Raw genomic sequence first — 16,856 nt, 5'->3', positions numbered from 1 at the left:
GGTTCGTGCTGCGGCGGGTCGGGTCGGGTGCGGGCTGCGGGTCATGTGCCGACCGCCACCAGGACGGCGAGCAGGACGGCCCCGGCGAGCAGCGCGCTGAGGTAGCTCTGGGCGTTGCCGGTCTGGGCCCGGCGGACGAGCCAGCCGAGGGCGTTGGTGCCGTTGCCGGCGCCGCGGACGTACGTCTCGACGACCTCGCGGTCGAGGAAGTTCACCAGCCGGGCGGCGGCCGCGGTCGGGCGGACGAACAGCGTGCTGTACAGCCGGTCGACGCCGAAGCCGTACTGGGCGAACCGGTGCACCGGGCCGAGCAGCAGCCGGCCGGGATCGGGCACGGCCCCGGCGGTGGCTGCCTGCCGGGCTCCGGCCGCCCGCCAGGCGGCGTAGGCGATCAGGACGCCGGCCAGCGCCAGGCCGGTGCCGGTGACCGAGGTGGCCGGGGTCGGGCGCAGCGAGCCGCCGTCGAGCAGCGAGGGCAGCCAGCCGTCGCGCAGCCCGAGCAGGCCGAAGGCCATGGTCGGGACGGCGAGCACCCAGAGCGGCCAGCGCATCGCGGCGGGCTCGGCGGTGGCCGGGTCGGCCTCGTCGATCTCGGGCGAGTACGGGGCGCCGGCCTCGGCGGCGGGCGCACCGGCGGCCGGCGCCGCGGCGGCGCGGCCGTGGAAGGCGACCAGCCAGAGCCGGGTGGAGTAGGCGGCGGTGAGCAGCGCGGTGAGGCCGGCCGCGACCAGGACGATCCAGCCGGCCGCCTCGGGCACCGCCGAGGCGGGGCCGACGCCGCGGGTGAGCGCCTCGCCGTGGGCGGCGTGCTCGGCGGCGGTGAACACCGACTCCTTGGAGAAGAAGCCGGTGAACGGCGGCAGGCCCATCAGCGCGACCAGGCCGATGCCCATCGCCCAGTAGGCGTCCGGCACCCGCTTGCGCAGGTCGGGCATCCGGGACATCGCGGAGATCGAGTTGGTGTGCGCGGCGTGGATGACCACGCCGGCGGTGAGGAAGAGCAGGGCCTTGAAGACGCCGTGGCCGACCAGGTAGAAGACGGCCGAGTCGCGGTCGCCGGAGGCGAGGGCGCCGGCCATGTAGCCGAGCTGGCCGACGGTCGAGTAGGCGAGCACCCGCTTGAGGTCGTCCTGGGCGAGGGCGCAGAGCGCAGAGCCGACCATGGTGACGGCCGCCATCGCGGCGAGCACCACCAGGGCGGCGGCGGAGAGCAGGAAGACCGGCATCAGCCGGGCGACCAGGTAGATGCCGGCCGCGACCATGGTCGCGGCGTGGATCAGCGCGGAGACCGGGGTGGGGCCGGCCATCGCATCGGGGAGCCAGGTGTGCAGCGGGAACTGCGCGCTCTTGCCGGCGACGCCGCCGAGCAGCAGCAGGGCGGCCAGGGTGGGGTGGCCGAGCCGTCCCTCGGTCGCGGCGGCCAGCACGTCGGTGATCCGGAAGCTGCCGGCGTCGGCGCCGAGCACGAAGATGCCGAACACGAACGGCACGTCGCCGAGCTTGGTGACCAGGAAGGCCTTGAGCGAGGCGGAGCGGGCGTCCTCGGTCTCCCAGTGGTGGCCGATCAGGAAGTACGAGCAGATGCCCATGATCTCCCAGGCGACCAGCAGCACGATCAGGTCGCCGGAGTAGAGCACCAGGAACATCGCCGCGGTGAACAGGGAGACCAGCGCCGCGTACGAGGGGTAGCGGGGGTCGTCCTTGAGGTACGCGGTGGAGTAGATCTGCACCAGGGTGGCGACCAGGCCGACCAGCAGCGAGATCAGGACGGAGAAGCCGTCCAGGTGGAGGGCGAGCGAGACGTCGGGGCCGCCGGTCGGGGTGAGCCGGGTGGCCGCGTCGAGGCTCCGCCCGGTGCCGAGCTGCAGGGCGACGACCACGGCGAGCACCGCGGAGGCGGCGACCGGCAGGACGGCCAGCGGCCGGGCGAGGCCGGCGTACTTCTTGCCGGTGGCGAGGCCCGCGGCGGCGCCGAGCGCCGGCAGGGCGGGGACGAGGAGGGGCAGGGCGAGGTTCATGCGGCCCGGCCCTCCGGCTCGGTCGCGGCGGCCTCGGGGGCCGCCTCGGACGGGTCGCCGAGCAGGGTGAGCCGGTCGACGTCGGCGGTGCCGCGGGTGCGGAAGACCAGCAGCACGATGGCGAGGCCGAGGCCGATCTCGGCCGCGGCGACCGTGATGGTGAAGAGGGTGAGCGCCTGTCCGGCGTGGACGGCGTCGCGCAGCCAGGCGTCGAAGGCGACCAGGTTGAGGTTGACGGCGTTGAGCATCAGCTCGACGGACATCAGCACCAGGACGACGTTGCGCCGGGCGAGCACGCCGTAGACGCCGACGCAGAACAGCAGCGCGGCGAGGACGGCTGGGTAGACGAGGTGCATCGGCGTCAGCGCTCCTGCGCGGGGGCGGTCGGGGCGGTCGCGGGGGGATTGGCGGTGGCCGGAACGGTCGGAGCGGTCGCCGCGGGGGCGGCGGGCCGGCCGACGGGCTTGCCGGCGCGCAGCTTCCCGGCGCGCGGCCGGGGCAGCGTGCCGGAGGTGCTGCGGGAGAGCACGATCGCGCCGACCAGCGCGGCCAGCAGCAGCACCGACAGCGCCTCGAAGGGCAGCACCCAGTGGCGGAAGAGGTACTCGCCGGTGGCGCGGGTGGAGCCGCCGCCCGCGGTGAGGTCGATCCAGCTGGTGCGGAAGGCGTCGGCGACGAGGGTGACCAGGGTGCCGGCGGCGGCCAGCGCCACCAGCAGGGCCGCCCAGCGGTTGCCGGAGTCGGCGTCCGGCGAGCGGCCGATCGGCGCCCGGGTGAGCATCAGGCCGAACAGCACCAGCACGACCACCGAGCCGAGGTAGATCAGCACCTGCACCCAGGCGATGAACTCGGCGGTGAGCAGCAGGAACTCCACGGCGAGCCCGCCGAGCGCGACGACCAGCCAGAGCGCGGCGTGCACCAGCTGCTTGGTGGTCACCGAGACGACGGCGGCACCGAGCACGGCCAGGCCGACGAGCAGGAAGACGACCTCGGCCCCGGTCGGGGAGAGGAAGGACCGGGCGGCCGGCTCCAGCGAGCCGGTGGCGGCGAGCAGGGTGCTCATGCGTCCTCACCCTCCTGTGCGGCCGCGGCGGCCAGCTTCTCGGCCGCCTTGCGGGCGGTCGCGATCTCCTTGGGCTCCTCGGCGGCGGGGTCGAGGGCGGGCGGCGCGGGCACCGTCCACATCCACTCGCGCAGCCGGTCCCGTTCGTGGGTGAGCTCCAGGATGTCGGTCTCCGCGTACTCGAACTCCGGGGACCAGAACAGGGCGTCGAAGGGGCAGACCTCGATGCAGATGCCGCAGTACATGCAGAGCGAGAAGTCGATCGCGAAGCGGTCGAGCACGTTGCGGGTGCGGGCGCGGGCGTTCGGGTCGGCGGCGGGCAGCGTCTCCTTGTGGGAGTCGATGTAGATGCACCAGTCCGGGCACTCGCGCGCGCAGAGCATGCAGACCGTGCAGTTCTCCTCCAGCAGCGCGATGACGCCGCGGGAGCGCGGCGGCAGCACGGGCTGCACCTCGGGGTACTGCGCGGTGACGCTCTTGCGCGTCATGGTCCGCAGGGTGACGGCCAGGCCCTTGGCGAGGCCGGTGCCGGGGATGTTGAGAGCCATCAGGAGATCGCCACCTTGACGATGCCGGTGAGGGCCAGCTGGACGAGCGCGAGCGGGATCAGCACCGTCCACGCGAAGCGCATCAGCTGGTCCTCGCGCAGCCGCGGGTAGGTGACCCGGATCCAGATCACCACGAAGGCCAGCGCGAAGGTCTTGAGCAGCGTCCACAGCCAGCCGAGCGAGTCCGGCAGCGGGCCGTGCCAGCCGCCGAGGAAGAGCACCGTGGTCAGGCCGGAGACCACCAGGATGCCCGCGTACTCGGAGAGCAGGAAGAGCGCGAACCGCAGGCCGGTGTACTCGGTGTAGGCACCGAAGATGATCTCCGAGTCGGCGATCGGCATGTCGAACGGCGGCCGCTGGAGCTCGGCGAGGCCGGCGGTGAAGAAGACGAAGGCGCCGATCGCCTGCCACGGGATCCACCACCAGTGGAAGGCGTCCACGATCCCGGGCAGCGACACCGTGCCGGCGGCCATCGCCACCGAGGCGGCCGCGAGCAGCATCGGCAGCTCGTACGACATCAGCTGGGCGGCCGTGCGCAGGCCGCCGAGCAGCGAGAACTTGTTGGCGGAGGCCCAGCCGGCCATCAGCGAGCCGAGCACGCCGATGCCCATCACGGCCAGCACGAAGAAGATGCCGGCGTCGATCGCCTGGCCGACGAAGCCGTTCGGGCCGACCGGGATCACCAGCAGCACCAGCAGGTAGGGCAGCAGGGCGACGGCCGGGGCGATCCGGAAGATCCGCCGGTCGGCACCGGCCGGGACGACGTCCTCCTTCTGCGCGAACTTGACGCCGTCGGCGACGAGCTGGGCCCAGCCGTGGAAGCCGCCGGCGTACATCGGGCCGAGGCGGCCCTGCATGTGCGCCATGACCTTGTGCTCGGTCTGGCCGATCACCAGCGGCAGCACCAGGAAGACCACCAGGGTGGCGACGCAGCGCAGCAGCGTGTCGAGGAGGTTCACGCGCCGTCTCCGTCCTGGCCGGGGGTCTGCGGGGTGTCGGGGTCCTGCGGGGCTTCGGGCCCGGCGGGCTCGGGCTTCGCGGGCTCGGGCTTCGCGGGCTCCGCCGGGGATTCGTCGTGGGCCGGGACGGGTGCGTGCCAGGGTGCGTCCGAGGACTGCGTCCGGGCGGTCCGGCGCGGCCGCTCCTCGGCGGGGGCCGCGGGTGCGGCGGGTGCCTCGGGCTGGGCCGCGGGTGCCTCGGGTGCGGTCTGGCTGACCGAACCCTCGCTGATCGAACGGGTCCGCCGCGGCCGGTCGGCCCGGACGGGGGCGCCCTCGGCCCCGGCGGCGGCCGCACGGGGACCGGCTCCGGCGGCGCGGGGGGCGGCGCCGGCCGCGCGCGGGGTGCGGGCGGCCCGGGCCGGGCGCTCGGCCACCGGCGGCAGGGTGCCCTTGAGCGGGCCCCACTCGTTGGGGTCGGGCACGCCGGGAGGCTGCATCTTGCGGCGGGCGGGGCCGTCGCCGTGGTCGGACTCGCCGGGCTCCTTCGCACCGGGCCAGGCCTTGGCGACCCGGGCGGCGAGCACGAAGTCCTTGCGCAGCGGGTGGCCCTCGAAGCCGTCCGGCAGCAGCAGGGTGACCAGGTGCGGATGGTCGGCGAAGTCGATGCCGAACATCTCGTGGGTCTCCCGCTCGTGCCAGGCCGCGCCGGCGTACACGCCGACGGCGGTGGGCAGGGCGGCCTTCTCGCGCGGCACCCGGGTGCGCACCAGCAGGTGGCGGACGGCGCCGGGGGTGGCGACGTCGGCGAGGTGGACGGAGACGGAGAAGCCCTCGGTGAGCTCGTCGACGGCGCTCAGCCAGTCGAAGTAGCTGAGTCCGAGGCCGTCGCGGGCGGCGGTCAGCGCCTCGATCCAGTGCTCGGCCGGGACGTCGACGGTCAGCAGGCCGTACGCCTCGGTGGCGCTCGCCCAGGGGCCGATCCCGGCGGCCGTCCGCTCGGCCGGGGTCGGCTCGGCGGCGGGCTGCTCGGCGACCGGCTGCTCGGCCGCGGGCTGCCCGGCGGGGGCGTCCGCGGCAACGGCGGGCTCGGCGCCCGGCACCGGCTCGGTCCCGGGCTGCTCGGGGGTGGTCACTGCGCGCCCTCCGGTCCGGCGACCAGCCCGCGGCGGAGCGCGGAGGCAGGCGCGGTGTAGCGCTGCGGCAGCGACTCGGCGGCGATCTTCTCCTGGAGCTTGAGGATGCCCTGGAGCAGCGCCTCGGGCCGCGGCGGGCAGCCCGGCACGTAGACGTCGACCGGGACGATCTGGTCGACGCCCTTGGTCACGGAGTACGAGTCCCAGTACGGGCCGCCGGAGTTGGAGCAGGCGCCGAAGGAGATCACGTACTTGGGCTCGGGCATCTGCTCGTAGAGCCGCTTGACGGCCGGGGCCATCTTGTCGGTGACCGTGCCGGAGACGATCATCAGGTCGGCCTGGCGGGGGCCGGGCGCGAACGGGATGACTCCCATCCGGATGAAGTCGTGCTTGGCCATCGACGCGGCGATGAACTCGATCGCGCAGCAGGCGAGGCCGAAGTTGAAGCACCAGAGGCTGTAGCGGCGGCCCCAGTTGAGGACCACCTTGACCGGGTCCGGCGCGAGCCGGGCCAGCGGGCCGAGCCGGCGCGGCTCGACGGCGCCCGGGTGGGCCGGGTCGGGGATGCCGAGCGGCACGGGGCCGTCGCCGCCGTGCGCGTGGGCGTGGGTCACGTCCATTCCAGAACGCCCTTCTTCCAGGCGTAGAGCAGTCCGACCGCGAGGAAGCCGATGAAGACGAACATCTCCACCAGCGTCGCCGCCCCGTACCCCGCGGCGGCGAAGACCGTCGCCCACGGGAAGAGGTAGATCGCGTCGACCGCGAAGATCACGTAAAGGAAGGCGTAGACGTAGTAGCGGATGTGGGTCTGCGCCCACCCCTCGCCGACCGGGTCCACTCCGCACTCGTACGCCAGCAGCTTCTCCGGCGAGTACACCACCGGGCGCAGCAGGCGGTTGGCGGTGAACGACACCGCGACGAACAGCACGCCGACGACGGCGAGCATGCCCACCGCCGCGTACGCGTCGAAGTAGCCACTGCCCGCGGCAGGGCCGGCAGCAGCCAGCTGCCCCTCCATGCGTTCGCCTCCACATCGGCCGGGCCCGCCGCGCGGCGGGATCCGATCTCTTTACGCGCTCATAACCATTACTCAGGCGTGAGTCTAAGTGCACCGCTCGTCTACTCCTGAACCCGCCCGATCCGCAAGACGCATGCTGGACACCCGCCCCGCTGGCACCGCCCGGAGCGGGTGTCCCGGGGGTGGGGTTAACCCCCGGGCGGGGACGGCGTCCACCCCCATGGCGGCGGCCCGCGGCGACCCGCGATGCTGGTCGGGCAGCGGACGGCGGGGCGCCGAGGGGGCGCCCGGTCCGCCGGCGGTGACGGGGCGAGGTCCGTCGGGAGGGCGGTGCACGGATGAAGGACCAGGTCGGCCAGGAGGAGAAGGCGGCCCGGCCCTCGCTGTACGGGCGGCCGCTGTGGCTGCAGGTGCAGCACATGCTGCTGAACCTGCCGCTCGGCATCGCCGGCTTCGTCTTCACGGTGGTGACGCTCTGCGTCGGCCTGGGCCTGGCGGTGACGGTGCTCGGCCTGCCGCTGCTGGCCGCGGGCCTGGCCGGCAGCCGCTGGCTGGGGGCGCTGGCCCGGCGGCGGGCCCGGGCCGCGCTGGGCTCGGACGTGCCGGAGGCCGCCCCGCTGGCGCCGGTGCGGCCGGGGCCGGCGGGCTGGGTGGTGGCCTGTCTGACGGACGGGCTGAGCTGGCGCTCGGTGCTGTTCGGGGTGCTGCTGCTGCCGTGGGGGATCATCGGCTTCGCCGTGACGCTGGTGCTCGTCCTGGTCGGCTGGCCGGTGCTGCCGTGGGCGATGCGGGGGCTGGCGGCGGTCGAACGGATGCTGGTCGGGTTGCTGCTGTGCCCGAACGCGCTGACCGAGCGGGTGCGGGAGCTGGAGGAGGACCGCGGCGCGGTGGTCGACACCGCGGCGGCGGACCTGCGCCGGATCGAGCGGGACCTGCACGACGGCGCCCAGGCCCGGCTGGTGGCGCTGGCGATGGACCTCGGCCTGGCCCGGGAGCGGCTCTCCGAGAGCCGGACGCCGGAGGAGGTCGCGGGGGCCGCGCGGATGGTGGACGCGGCGCACGGCGAGGTGAAGCTGGCCCTGCGGGAGCTGCGGGACCTCGCCCGGGGCATCCACCCGGCGGTGCTCACCGACCGCGGGCTGGACGCCGCGCTCTCGGCGGTGGCGGCCCGCTGCACGGTGCCCGGCGGGGTGAAGGTGCACGTCGACCTGAAGGGGGCCGAGCGGCCGGACCCGGCGGTCGAGGGGATCGCCTACTTCACGGTCAGCGAACTGCTCACCAATGTCTCCAAGCACGCCGGGGCGCGGACGGCGACGGTGGACGCCTGGCGGTCCGGCGACCGGCTGATGCTGGTGGTGCAGGACGACGGCCGGGGCGGGGCCGACCCGCGCACCGGCAGCGGACTGGCGGGCCTGGCCGAACGGGTGGGCGCGGTGGACGGGGTTTTCCTGGTGGAGAGCCCGGCCGGCGGCCCGACCTCGGTGACGGTCGAGCTGCCCTGGCGGACGCGGGCCGCCCGGACCTGACCGGCCCCACGGCGTGCCTTCGAGGGCGATCGGGCACCCAGGGGCGCGTGGGGGCCCTGGATCAACCACCCGACCGCCCTTCGACGACATGCCCGAGCGCCGAGCAGCCGATCGCCGGAGGGCCGGGCGTTGGAGGGCCCGGCGGCCGCCACCCTTGCGCGGTGCGGTCGCCGGGCCCGGCCCCGGTGGCGGGGGTCAGCCGCCGGTCGGCACCCGGAGCCTCGGCCCGGTGGGGCGCGGGCCGGCCGGGGACGGTCGGGTGGGTTCCTTCTTCGGGCGCACCGGGGCTCCTCCCGAGGCTGTGCGCGGGCGCGACGGACAGGCCGACTTCGTCAGCATTTCAGCTGTATGTCCGAATCACCGCCGCGGCGCGCCCGAGCACGCCGCACCTGCCCGGCTCATGCCTCCAGCAGGGCGAACAGCTCCTCCCACCGGTCCAGCACCCGCTCCGGCGAGTACCGCACGATCGCCTCCCGGGCCCGCGCCCCCATGGTGTCGCGCAGCTCGTCGTCGTCCATCAGCCGGCCGAGCTGGCGGGCCAGCGCGGAGGTGTTGCCGACCGGGGCCAGCAGGCCGTCCTCGCCGTCCCGGACGATCTCGTGCACGCCCGGTGCGCAGTCGAAGGCCACACAGGGAACGCCGCAGGCCATCGCCTCCATGAGCGAGATCGGGAAGCCCTCGCCGCGCGAGGAGAGCACGAAGATCCCGGCACCGGCGAGCGCGCCGGGCACGTCGTCCGTCCGCCCGCAGAACTCGACCGAGTCGTCGAGGCCGAGGGCGGTGCACTGCGCGCGCAGCGCCTCCTCCTCCTCGCCGAGGCCGTAGACCTTTAGCCGCCAGCCCTCGCGGCCGCGGATCGCCTCGGCCCAGGTCTCCAGCAGCAGGTCGACGCCCTTCTCCTGGGCGAGCCGGCCGATCGAGACCACGGTGCGGGCGGCGGGGGCGGCCGTCTCCGGCACCGGGAAGGGCAGCGGGTTGGGGATGCCGCAGGTCGAGTTCATGCCCTGGCGGATCCAGGCGTCCGCGTCCTCGTCGGTGAGCACCACCAGGCGGTCGACGTCCGCGTAGTGGCGCTGCACCCGGCCGAACCGCGAGGAGGCCCGGCAGGTCTCGAAGGACTCGTGGCTCATGCCGACGACCTGGAGGCCCTTCAGGTCGGCGAGCGCGACCCACTCCATCGCCCAGACCTGGGTGACGATCACCACGGCGCCGGGCCGGGCGGCGCGGAACATCGCGCTCATCCGCTCGGCGGCCTCGCGCATCCCGGCCGCGCGGACGGACTGCCGGCGGCGGGCCGCGACGTCCAGCCGCTGCCAGGGGTAGGCCGGCGTCCAGGCGGCGGGCGGCTGGCCGTCGTACAGGGTGGTCATCCCGTACGGCAGGCCGTCGCCGAAGTCCTTGTGCAGCACCGCGGGGCAGATGCCGATCAGTTCGACCCGGTGGCCGCGGCCGGTCAGCAGCTCGGCCATCCGGTGCGACCAGCTGGCGACGCCGCCCAGTTCGTCGACGCTGTTGCTGACGATGAAGATGTCGCGGCTCACCGGCCGGCCTCCCGCTCCTGCTGGTCCTGCTCGTCGTGCCCGGGCCGTGCGGCCGCCGGGGCCGGCCCGAACATCAGGTCGGCGATCCGGGCCGCGGCGTCGCCCCGGTCGTACTCGCCGTAGGCGGCGGCGAACTCCCGCCGCCGGTCGGCGTACTCCTTGCCGGTGGCCTCCAGCTCGTCCAGGGCCGCGTACAGCTCGCCGGCGTCGCGCAGCACCGGGCCGGGCGCCTCGCGCAGCAGGTCGAAGTAGGTGCCGCGGACGTCCTCGGCGTACTCCTCCCAGTCGTGGGCGAAGAACAGCATCGGCCGGTCGAGCAGCGCGTAGTCGAACATCAGGGACGAGTAGTCGGTGATCAGCGCGTCGGAGAGCAGGTACAGCGGAGTGACGTCCTGGACCTCGGAGACGTCGATCACCCGGCCGCGGACGGACGGCGGCAGCACCACCCGGTTCAGGTAGTGGCAGCGCACCAGCAGGGTGAGCCGGTCGCCGAACCGCTCGGCGAACTCCTCGACGTCGAACGGCAGCTCGAAGGCGCGGACCCTGCCGCGGGCGTCCGCGCGGAAGGTCGGCGCGTACAGCACCACCGGCTTGGTGAGGTCGATGCCGAGCTCGCCGGCGAGCTGCCGGTCCTTGCCCGCGTCCTCGCGCAGCAGCACGTCGTTGCGCGGGTAGCCGACCCGCAGCAGCCGCTCCTCGCCGATCCGGTACGCCGGCGCGAGGGTGCGCACGTCGTGCTCGGAGCGGACGACGAAGTGGTCGAAGCGGTTCAGCCCGGACAGGTACTCGGCCTGCTGGACGGGCGTCTGCCGCTTCAGCGAGGCCAGGTCGAAGCCCATCTTCTTGAGCGCCGAGCCGTGCCAGGTCTGGATGTAGGTGGTCTCCGGGCGCTTGCGCAGCCGGTACGGGTAGCCCTGGTTGTCCACCCAGAACTCGGCCTGCGCCAGCGCCCGCAGGTACTTCCAGGACCAGCGGCGCACCAGGGCGGCACCGGACGGGAAGCCCTCGGTCGACTTCGCGTACGACCAGACCGGCTTCATCGGCGCACCGCGGCGCACCAGCTCCTCGTAGACCGCGCGCGGGCTGTCGCTGAACTGCCGGCCCTGCTGGCTCTCGAAGACCACCTGGCCCTTGACCACGGGCAGCCGCTGCAGCAGCCGGTGGTAGACCTTCAGCTTGGTGTCGCCGTTGTTCAGGGTGCGCTTGAGCTGCAGCGCGCCGCGGGCGGTGCGCCGGGCCCGGTCGGCGGCGGTGTTGGCGAGCGCGGAGGCCTCGCCGCGCAGGGCCCGCTCGACGAGGTCGGTGCCGCGGCGGGCGGCGGCGCCCTCCGCGGCGATCTCGAAGGCGAGGTGGCCGCGGGCGGTGGCGTGCGGGGCGAGCCGGTCGCCGGTGAGCCGGGTCAGCCGGGGCCGGACGGCGGGGGCGGCCGCCGAGGCGAGGTCGAGGTCGCCGACGGTGAGCCGGGTGGTGGTGCGCTCGCCGTTGGCGGTCAGCACGCAGCGGACGTCCCAGACGGCGTCCAGGATGCCGAGCGGGCGCAGCCGGCGGGCGAGGTCGGCGGTGGCGCGCCAGGCGATGCCGTCGCCGTCGTGCCGGACGTCGGCGACCGGGAAGGTGAACGACTTGAGGCCCTTGCGGCGCGGCGAGAACTCCAGCCGGGCGGCGAGCTTGGCGTCGGCGGGGATCCGGCCGAGCGGGTTGACGATCCGGCCGGCCAGCTCGACGCCCTGCGGCCCGGCCGCGTAGTGGGTGAGCCGGTTGCGCAGGAAGAGCTTGCGCAGCGGGGCCGCGTGGTAGCCGTGCGCCGTGACGTCGAGCACCTTGCGGCCCTCGGGGTCGTCGAGGTGGTCGGCGCAGAAGTACACCCGGCCGTCCTGCTCGGTGAGCGGGGCGGCGAGCTTGTCCCGGTTGATCAGGGTGTCGACGGCGGGCAGCAGGTTGTCCCAGTCGTCCTGCCCGAGCAGGTAGGCGCAGATCCGCTGCGGGCTGCCGACCTCCTCGTACGCCTCCGGGGCGAGCCCGGCCAGGTAGCCGCGGGCGTGCTCGGCGAACTCCTTGCGGAAGTCCTCGGGCAGGAAGGGCAGGTCGCGCAGGTGCAGCACCAGGTCGTGCTTGAGGAACTTCACGTCCTTGCGGTACTTCAGCTCGACCATGCCGCGGTCGGCGAGCATCGCGTCGATCCGGCGGTGGATCTCCAGCCGGTCGGTGAAGTTGCGGATCTCGTGGCGGCGGTTGGAGAGCGAGCGCTCGCCCTTGGTCGGCGGGGCGACGTCCCACCAGTAGACCCGGTTGGGGATCAGGGTGATCCGCTCGGCGGCGAGGTACGCCTGCGAGGAGAAGAGCAGGTCCTCGTAGAGGATCCCGACGGGGAAGGTCAGCGCGTGCTCGGCGAGGAAGGTCCGGCGGTAGGCCTTGTTGGTGGAGAGGGTGTCCCAGACCAGCAGGTCGGGCAGCTCGGCGATCGACTCCAGGGTGCGGGTGCGCGAGTAGATCCACGGGTACCAGGCGTCGGTCTTGCCGTACCGGTTGCCGAGGAAACGGCGCACGCTCAGGCCGGAGACCAGGTCGGCGCCGGTGCGGGAGCCCGCCTCGTACAGGTTGCGGGCGGCGTGCTCGGCGAGCTCGTCGTCGCTGTCCAGGAACATCACGTACTCGCCGCGGGCCTCGGCCACGCCGTGGTTGCGCGGGGCGCCGCAGCCGCCGCTGTTGGCGGGCAGTCGCAGGGCCCGCACCCGGCCCGGGTTCTCCTGCTCCAGCCGCCGGGCCACGGCGAAGCTGTCGTCGGTCGAGCAGTCGTCGACGATCAGCACCTCCAGGCCGCGCAGCGACTGTCCGAGGGCGGAGGCCACCGCCCGGGGCAGCCGGGCGGCGTCGTTGTAGACGATCACGATGACGCTGACCAGCGGCTGCGCCTGACTGGAGGGCATGGACGGGGGTCCTTGTCGTCGGGTGGTGCTTGAGGGTGCGTGCTGAGGGTCTCCGACGCTGCCGCGGCGGCTCTGCCGATTGAGCCACGGCATCATGGGAATGGGATGAATTCTCCCACCGCGCGGGGAGTGCCCCGTCCCGCGGGCGCCCCGACGGCCGTCGTACGCCCGGCCCGGGCGGGCCGTTCGCCCTCAGCCGAGGCGGGCCAGCACCCGGCGCAGCCGGGCCCGGACGACCTCCCAGCCGCCGCGCACCCCGTCGGCGACCCGCATCCCGAGCTCGCCGTTGGTCGTCCCGTACGCCTGGACGAGGGCGAGGCGCAGCAGCGGCCGGTACACGACGGCGTGCCGCTTGCCGAGGCCCGGGGCGCGGACGGCGGTGGCGGCGCGGTCGCCGTTCTCGAAGCCCAGCACGACCCGCAGCGACCAGGCGGTCATCTCGCCGACGTCGCGCAGTTCGAAGGCGTCCACGGTGGTCTCGGCCGTCCAGCCGCCGTCGGGGTGCGCGTCCAGCTCCAGGGCGCGGCCGACGGTGAGCGGCGGGCCGAGCCGGGTGCGCAGCTCCAGGCGGACGTGGACGGGGCGGGCGGCGGAAACCAGCCCGTACGGGTCGTGCAGCCGCAGCCGGACGCTGCAGACAGGGCCGAGCCGGACGGTGCCGTCGACGGCCAGCGGCAGCCCGGCCGGGGGCAGCTCGTCGAGGCCGGTGAGCGGCACTCCGTCGACCAGGACGGGGCGGCCGTCCTCGTCGGCGAGGTAGGGCGGGGCGAGCCGGGGCGGGGCGGCGGCGAGCTCGCAGGCGCGGGCGAGGTCGGTGCCCTCGACCGGTTCGGGGCGGGCCAGCAGCAGTTCGCTCAGCCAGCGGCCGGCCGGGGTGGCGCCGCGCAGCGGGGCGGGGCCGAAGCCGGCCAGGTGGGTGCGGGCGATCCGCCACCAGGCGGCGCGGTAGGCGGCGGGCTTCTGCCGCAGTTCGCGGATGTACATCCGCAGGTCGTGGTCGATGAACTTGGTGCGGGCGGCGTCCGCGAGGTCCGGCTCGCCGGCCTCGGCGAGGATCCGCACCACATCGGCGTGCGCGTCCACCCGGTCCTGCCAGTTGCGGACCTCGTCCCGGCGGAGCGAGATGGACTGGCGGCCGGCCTCCCGGCGGACGTGCCACAGGTAGACGGTGTCGCCGACGGCGACCAGCCGCGGCCGGGCCGCGTACAGCCGGGCGGTGAAGACGAAGTCCTCGTAGTGCACCGGGCCCTCGGCGAACCTCACCTGGTGCTTGTCGAGGAAGTCCCGCTGGTAGAGCTTGTTCACGCAGAGGGTGTCGCGGAGGAACTCGGGGCGCTCGCCGATGCCCTCGTAGCGGCGGGACGGGGCGCCGGCCGCGGGGAAGAGGTCGCGCTGCCAGGGGGTGTCGGTGCCGGCGGGCAGCTCGCGGCGGACGCAGACCCCGGCGACCACCTCGGCCTGCTCGGCGACGGCGGTCTGCAGCAGCGTCCGGGCGGCGTCGGGGGCGAGCACGTCGTCGCTGTCGAGCAGCATGACGTACGGCGAGCGGGCCGCGGCGAGGCCCTGGTTGCGGGGGGTGCCGCAGCCGCCGCTGTTCTCCGTGCGAGTGATCACTCTCACGCGGGGGTCGGCGGCGGCGAGCCTGGCCAGGCGTTCGGGTGTGGCGTCGGTGGAGGCGTCGTCGACGACGATCACCTCGGCCACGGAGTCCCCCTGGGCGAGCGCCGAGCGCACCGCAGCGGTGATGTGCGCGGCGTCGTCGAAGACGATCACCACGACGCTGACCTGGGGTGACGTGCTGGGCGCCGTGCCGGGAGTGCTGGCGGTCATCCCGCGACCTGCTCCTCCCGCTGACGATAACCGCCTGCGATCGTACCGGACCGTACTTATCGGGGTGTCGGACAACTCGACTCGAACACGCCCGGCCCGCACCGGCCGCCGGTCACCGGGGTTTCGAACGGGTGCCGCATAGGATCTCGGGCATGACTTGGTTGATCACGGGCGGCGCCGGTTACATCGGCGGACATGTCGTGCGGCAGCTGGCGGAGGCCGGCGAGCGGGTGGTCGTCCTCGACGACCTCAGCTCCGGCTCGGCCGACCGGCTGCCCGCCGGGGTGCCGCTGGTGGTCGGTTCGACGCTCGACCGGGAGCTGCTGGACGCGGCCGTCCGCGAGCACGGGGTCACCGGGGTGCTGCACGTCGCGGCCAAGAAGCAGGTCGGCGAGTCGGTGGCGGAGCCGCTGCTCTACTACTGGGAGAACGTCGAGGGCCTGCGGACGGTGCTGGAGGCGGCCGTCGCGGGCGGCGTCCGCAAGGTGCTGTTCTCCTCCTCCGCCGCGGTCTACGGCATGCCGGACACCGACCTGGTGACGGAGTCCACCCCGTGCGAGCCGATCAACCCGTACGGCGAGACCAAGCTGATCGGCGAGTGGCTGCTGGCCGCGGCCGCGAAGGCGTACGGGCTGTCGGCGGTCTCGCTGCGGTACTTCAACGTGGCCGGCGCGGCCTCGCCGGAGCTGGCCGACGACGGGGTCACCAACCTGGTGCCGATGGTCTTCCAGCGGCTCACCGACGGCCTGCCGCCGCTGGTCTTCGGCGACGACTACCCGACCCCGGACGGCACCTGCATCCGCGACTACATCCACGTGGAGGACGTGGCGGCCGCGCACCTGGCCGCCGTCCGCCGGCTGGACGCGGCCGGGGAGCCGGTGAGCCTGACCCTGAACATCGGCCGCGGCGAGGGCGTCTCCGTCCGCGGCATGCTGGACGCGATCGCCCGGATCACCGGCCTCGCGGTGGAGCCCGAGGTCACCCCGCGCCGCGCGGGCGACCCGGCCCGGGTGGTCGCCGCGGCCGACCTCATCCACAAGGAGCTGGACTGGTCGGCGCGGTACGGCGTCGACGACATGATCGAGTCCGCCTGGGCGGGCTGGCGGGCCCGCCACCCGGGGCTGTGACGGGCCGGCCCCGGGGCCTCCCCGCGTCCTACTGCGGCACCGCGGTGCCGTAGTAGGAGTCCAGCGCGTAGACGCAGCGGTCCTTGCTGCCCGCGAACACCCGTCCCGCGACGGCCACCGGCGAGCCGGTGAGCTCGCCCTTGGTGCCGAGCTCCCAGCGGAGCCGGCCGGTGGCGAGGTCCACGGTGTGCAGCGAGTGGTCCCGGCTGCCCAGGTGCACCAGGCCGTCGGCGACGGCCGGGGAGCCGACGATCTCGCCGCGGGCGGCGTACCGCCAGCGCTCCCGCCCGGTGGCGGTGTCGAAGGCGTGGAGGGTCTCCCCCGAGCCGAGCAGCACGGCGCCGTCGGCGACCACGGCGGGCTCGGCGCCCTGCCGGCTGCCCGTCCGCCCGCGCCAGCGCTCCCGCCCGGTGGCGAGGTCGACGGCGTAGAGCGTGCCGAGGTAGTCGGCGACGTAGGCGGCGCCGGCGTCCAGCGCGGGCGGCGTGAACAGCACCACGGGCGCGTCGAAGCGCCAGCGCTCGGCGCCGGTGGCGGCGTCCAGGGCGTACACCCGGGGGCCGGCCGTGACGTACAGCACGCCGCCGCGCTCGACCGGGCGGGAGGGCACGTCCTCGCCGACCGGCACGGACCAGCGCAGCCCGCCGCCCCGCGGGTCGACGCAGCGCAGCCGCCCGCCGCCGTAGTAGTAGGCGCAGCCGCCGACCAGGGCGGGCCCGGACTGCGGGTTCTCGTAGTCCTGCTGGGCGTCGTCGGCGCGCCACAGCTCCGCGCCGTTGGCGGCCGAACGCAGTTGCACGCCGCCGCCCCTGATGCCGCAGCAGAGCACCCCGTCGGCGGCGTCCAGCGAGTAGACCCAGCCGTCGAGGGAGTTGCGCCAGCGCTCGGTGCCGTCGGCGACGTCCACGGTGTAGAGGTGCGGGCCGTCGGCGGCGTGCACCCGGCCGTCGGCGACCGCGAGCGCCCAGGCGACGTCGCGGGTCTTCCAGCGCCGCTCGCCGGAGGCGATGTCCAGGGCGTGCACCTCGAAGCTGGAGACGAAGAGCGTGCCGTCGGCGACCACCGGGGTGCCCCAGACGTCGTTGGACATCCGGAACCGCCAGGGCCGCCAGCGCGGCGCCGGGGCGGGCGCCGGGACGGGTGCGCGGCGGACCCAGTCGGTGGCCGCGGGCGCGGCCGGCGCG

14 protein-coding genes are annotated in these 16,856 nt (G+C 74.6%); 2 read left to right on the top strand and 12 right to left on the bottom strand.

Annotation, left to right across the window (positions count from 1 at the left end; all coding sequences use genetic code 11):
* Positions 1–41 precede the first annotated feature (41 nt).
* The 8 genes from ABZ641_RS01960 to ABZ641_RS01925 all read right to left on the bottom strand — a co-directional run bounded on the left by ABZ641_RS01960 (position 42) and on the right by ABZ641_RS01925 (position 6,721).
* Entirely contained in the window at positions 42–2,018 is a 1,977-nt protein-coding gene (locus ABZ641_RS01960) for an NADH-quinone oxidoreductase subunit L (protein ID WP_359978437.1), read from the bottom strand.
* Positions 2,015–2,374, bottom strand: a complete 360-nt coding sequence (nuoK, locus tag ABZ641_RS01955; protein ID WP_344621404.1) for an NADH-quinone oxidoreductase subunit NuoK — start codon at positions 2,372–2,374, stop codon at positions 2,015–2,017. The genes ABZ641_RS01960 and nuoK overlap by 4 nt, the downstream gene beginning before the upstream one ends.
* 5 nt (positions 2,375–2,379) lie before the next feature.
* Positions 2,380–3,081 (bottom strand): NADH-quinone oxidoreductase subunit J, encoded by a 702-nt coding sequence (locus tag ABZ641_RS01950; protein WP_359978434.1) that lies wholly within the window; start codon positions 3,079–3,081, stop codon positions 2,380–2,382.
* A complete protein-coding gene (locus ABZ641_RS01945; RefSeq protein ID WP_344621402.1) occupies positions 3,078–3,629 on the bottom strand; it encodes an NADH-quinone oxidoreductase subunit I in 552 nt (183 codons plus the stop codon). The genes ABZ641_RS01950 and ABZ641_RS01945 overlap by 4 nt, the downstream gene beginning before the upstream one ends.
* Positions 3,629–4,588, bottom strand: coding sequence for an NADH-quinone oxidoreductase subunit NuoH (nuoH, locus tag ABZ641_RS01940; protein ID WP_359978432.1), 960 nt, complete (start codon positions 4,586–4,588; stop codon positions 3,629–3,631). The genes ABZ641_RS01945 and nuoH overlap by 1 nt, the downstream gene beginning before the upstream one ends.
* Positions 4,585–5,550 (bottom strand): NADH-quinone oxidoreductase subunit C, encoded by a 966-nt coding sequence (locus ABZ641_RS01935; protein WP_359978468.1) that lies wholly within the window; start codon positions 5,548–5,550, stop codon positions 4,585–4,587. The genes nuoH and ABZ641_RS01935 overlap by 4 nt, the downstream gene beginning before the upstream one ends.
* 149 nt (positions 5,551–5,699) lie before the next feature.
* Positions 5,700–6,323 carry an NADH-quinone oxidoreductase subunit B family protein gene (locus ABZ641_RS01930; RefSeq protein WP_344621399.1) on the bottom strand — a complete coding sequence of 208 codons (624 nt, stop codon included), beginning with the start codon at positions 6,321–6,323 and terminating at the stop codon, positions 5,700–5,702.
* Positions 6,314–6,721, bottom strand: coding sequence for an NADH-quinone oxidoreductase subunit A (locus ABZ641_RS01925; RefSeq protein WP_359978431.1), 408 nt, complete (start codon positions 6,719–6,721; stop codon positions 6,314–6,316). The genes ABZ641_RS01930 and ABZ641_RS01925 overlap by 10 nt, the downstream gene beginning before the upstream one ends.
* A gap of 338 nt (positions 6,722–7,059) precedes the next feature.
* Between ABZ641_RS01925 and ABZ641_RS01920 the strand changes: the two genes are divergently transcribed.
* Entirely contained in the window at positions 7,060–8,247 is a 1,188-nt protein-coding gene (locus tag ABZ641_RS01920) for a sensor domain-containing protein (protein ID WP_359978429.1), read from the top strand.
* Positions 8,248–8,645: 398 nt separating this feature from the next.
* Here the strand turns inward: ABZ641_RS01920 and ABZ641_RS01915 are convergent, their stop codons facing one another.
* From ABZ641_RS01915 to ABZ641_RS01905, 3 genes are all read right to left on the bottom strand, one after another.
* Positions 8,646–9,788 carry a glycosyltransferase gene (locus ABZ641_RS01915; RefSeq protein WP_344621396.1) on the bottom strand — a complete coding sequence of 381 codons (1,143 nt, stop codon included), beginning with the start codon at positions 9,786–9,788 and terminating at the stop codon, positions 8,646–8,648.
* Positions 9,785–12,715, bottom strand: coding sequence for a bifunctional glycosyltransferase family 2 protein/CDP-glycerol:glycerophosphate glycerophosphotransferase (locus ABZ641_RS01910; protein ID WP_344621395.1), 2,931 nt, complete (start codon positions 12,713–12,715; stop codon positions 9,785–9,787). The genes ABZ641_RS01915 and ABZ641_RS01910 overlap by 4 nt, the downstream gene beginning before the upstream one ends.
* Before the next feature lie 192 nt (positions 12,716–12,907).
* The gene (locus tag ABZ641_RS01905) at positions 12,908–14,545 is read right to left on the bottom strand and encodes a glycosyltransferase family 2 protein (RefSeq protein ID WP_344621394.1); all 1,638 of its coding nucleotides are present in this window, start codon (positions 14,543–14,545) and stop codon (positions 12,908–12,910) included.
* Between the two features lie 152 nt (positions 14,546–14,697).
* Between ABZ641_RS01905 and galE the strand changes: the two genes are divergently transcribed.
* The gene (galE, locus tag ABZ641_RS01900; RefSeq protein ID WP_359978427.1) at positions 14,698–15,672 is read left to right on the top strand and encodes a UDP-glucose 4-epimerase GalE; all 975 of its coding nucleotides are present in this window, start codon (positions 14,698–14,700) and stop codon (positions 15,670–15,672) included.
* Between the two features lie 28 nt (positions 15,673–15,700).
* Here galE and ABZ641_RS01895 read toward each other — a convergent pair.
* On the bottom strand, positions 15,701–16,856 hold a 1,156-nt coding region (locus tag ABZ641_RS01895; RefSeq protein WP_359978424.1), incomplete at its 5' end, for a PQQ-binding-like beta-propeller repeat protein.

Source organism: Kitasatospora sp. NPDC007106, assembly GCF_040634455.1.
In the GTDB taxonomy this organism is placed as follows: Bacteria; Actinomycetota; Actinomycetes; order Streptomycetales; family Streptomycetaceae; genus Kitasatospora; species Kitasatospora arboriphila.
Note: the sequence above shows the minus strand (reverse complement) of the source record. Positions and strands in the feature narration are given on the sequence as shown.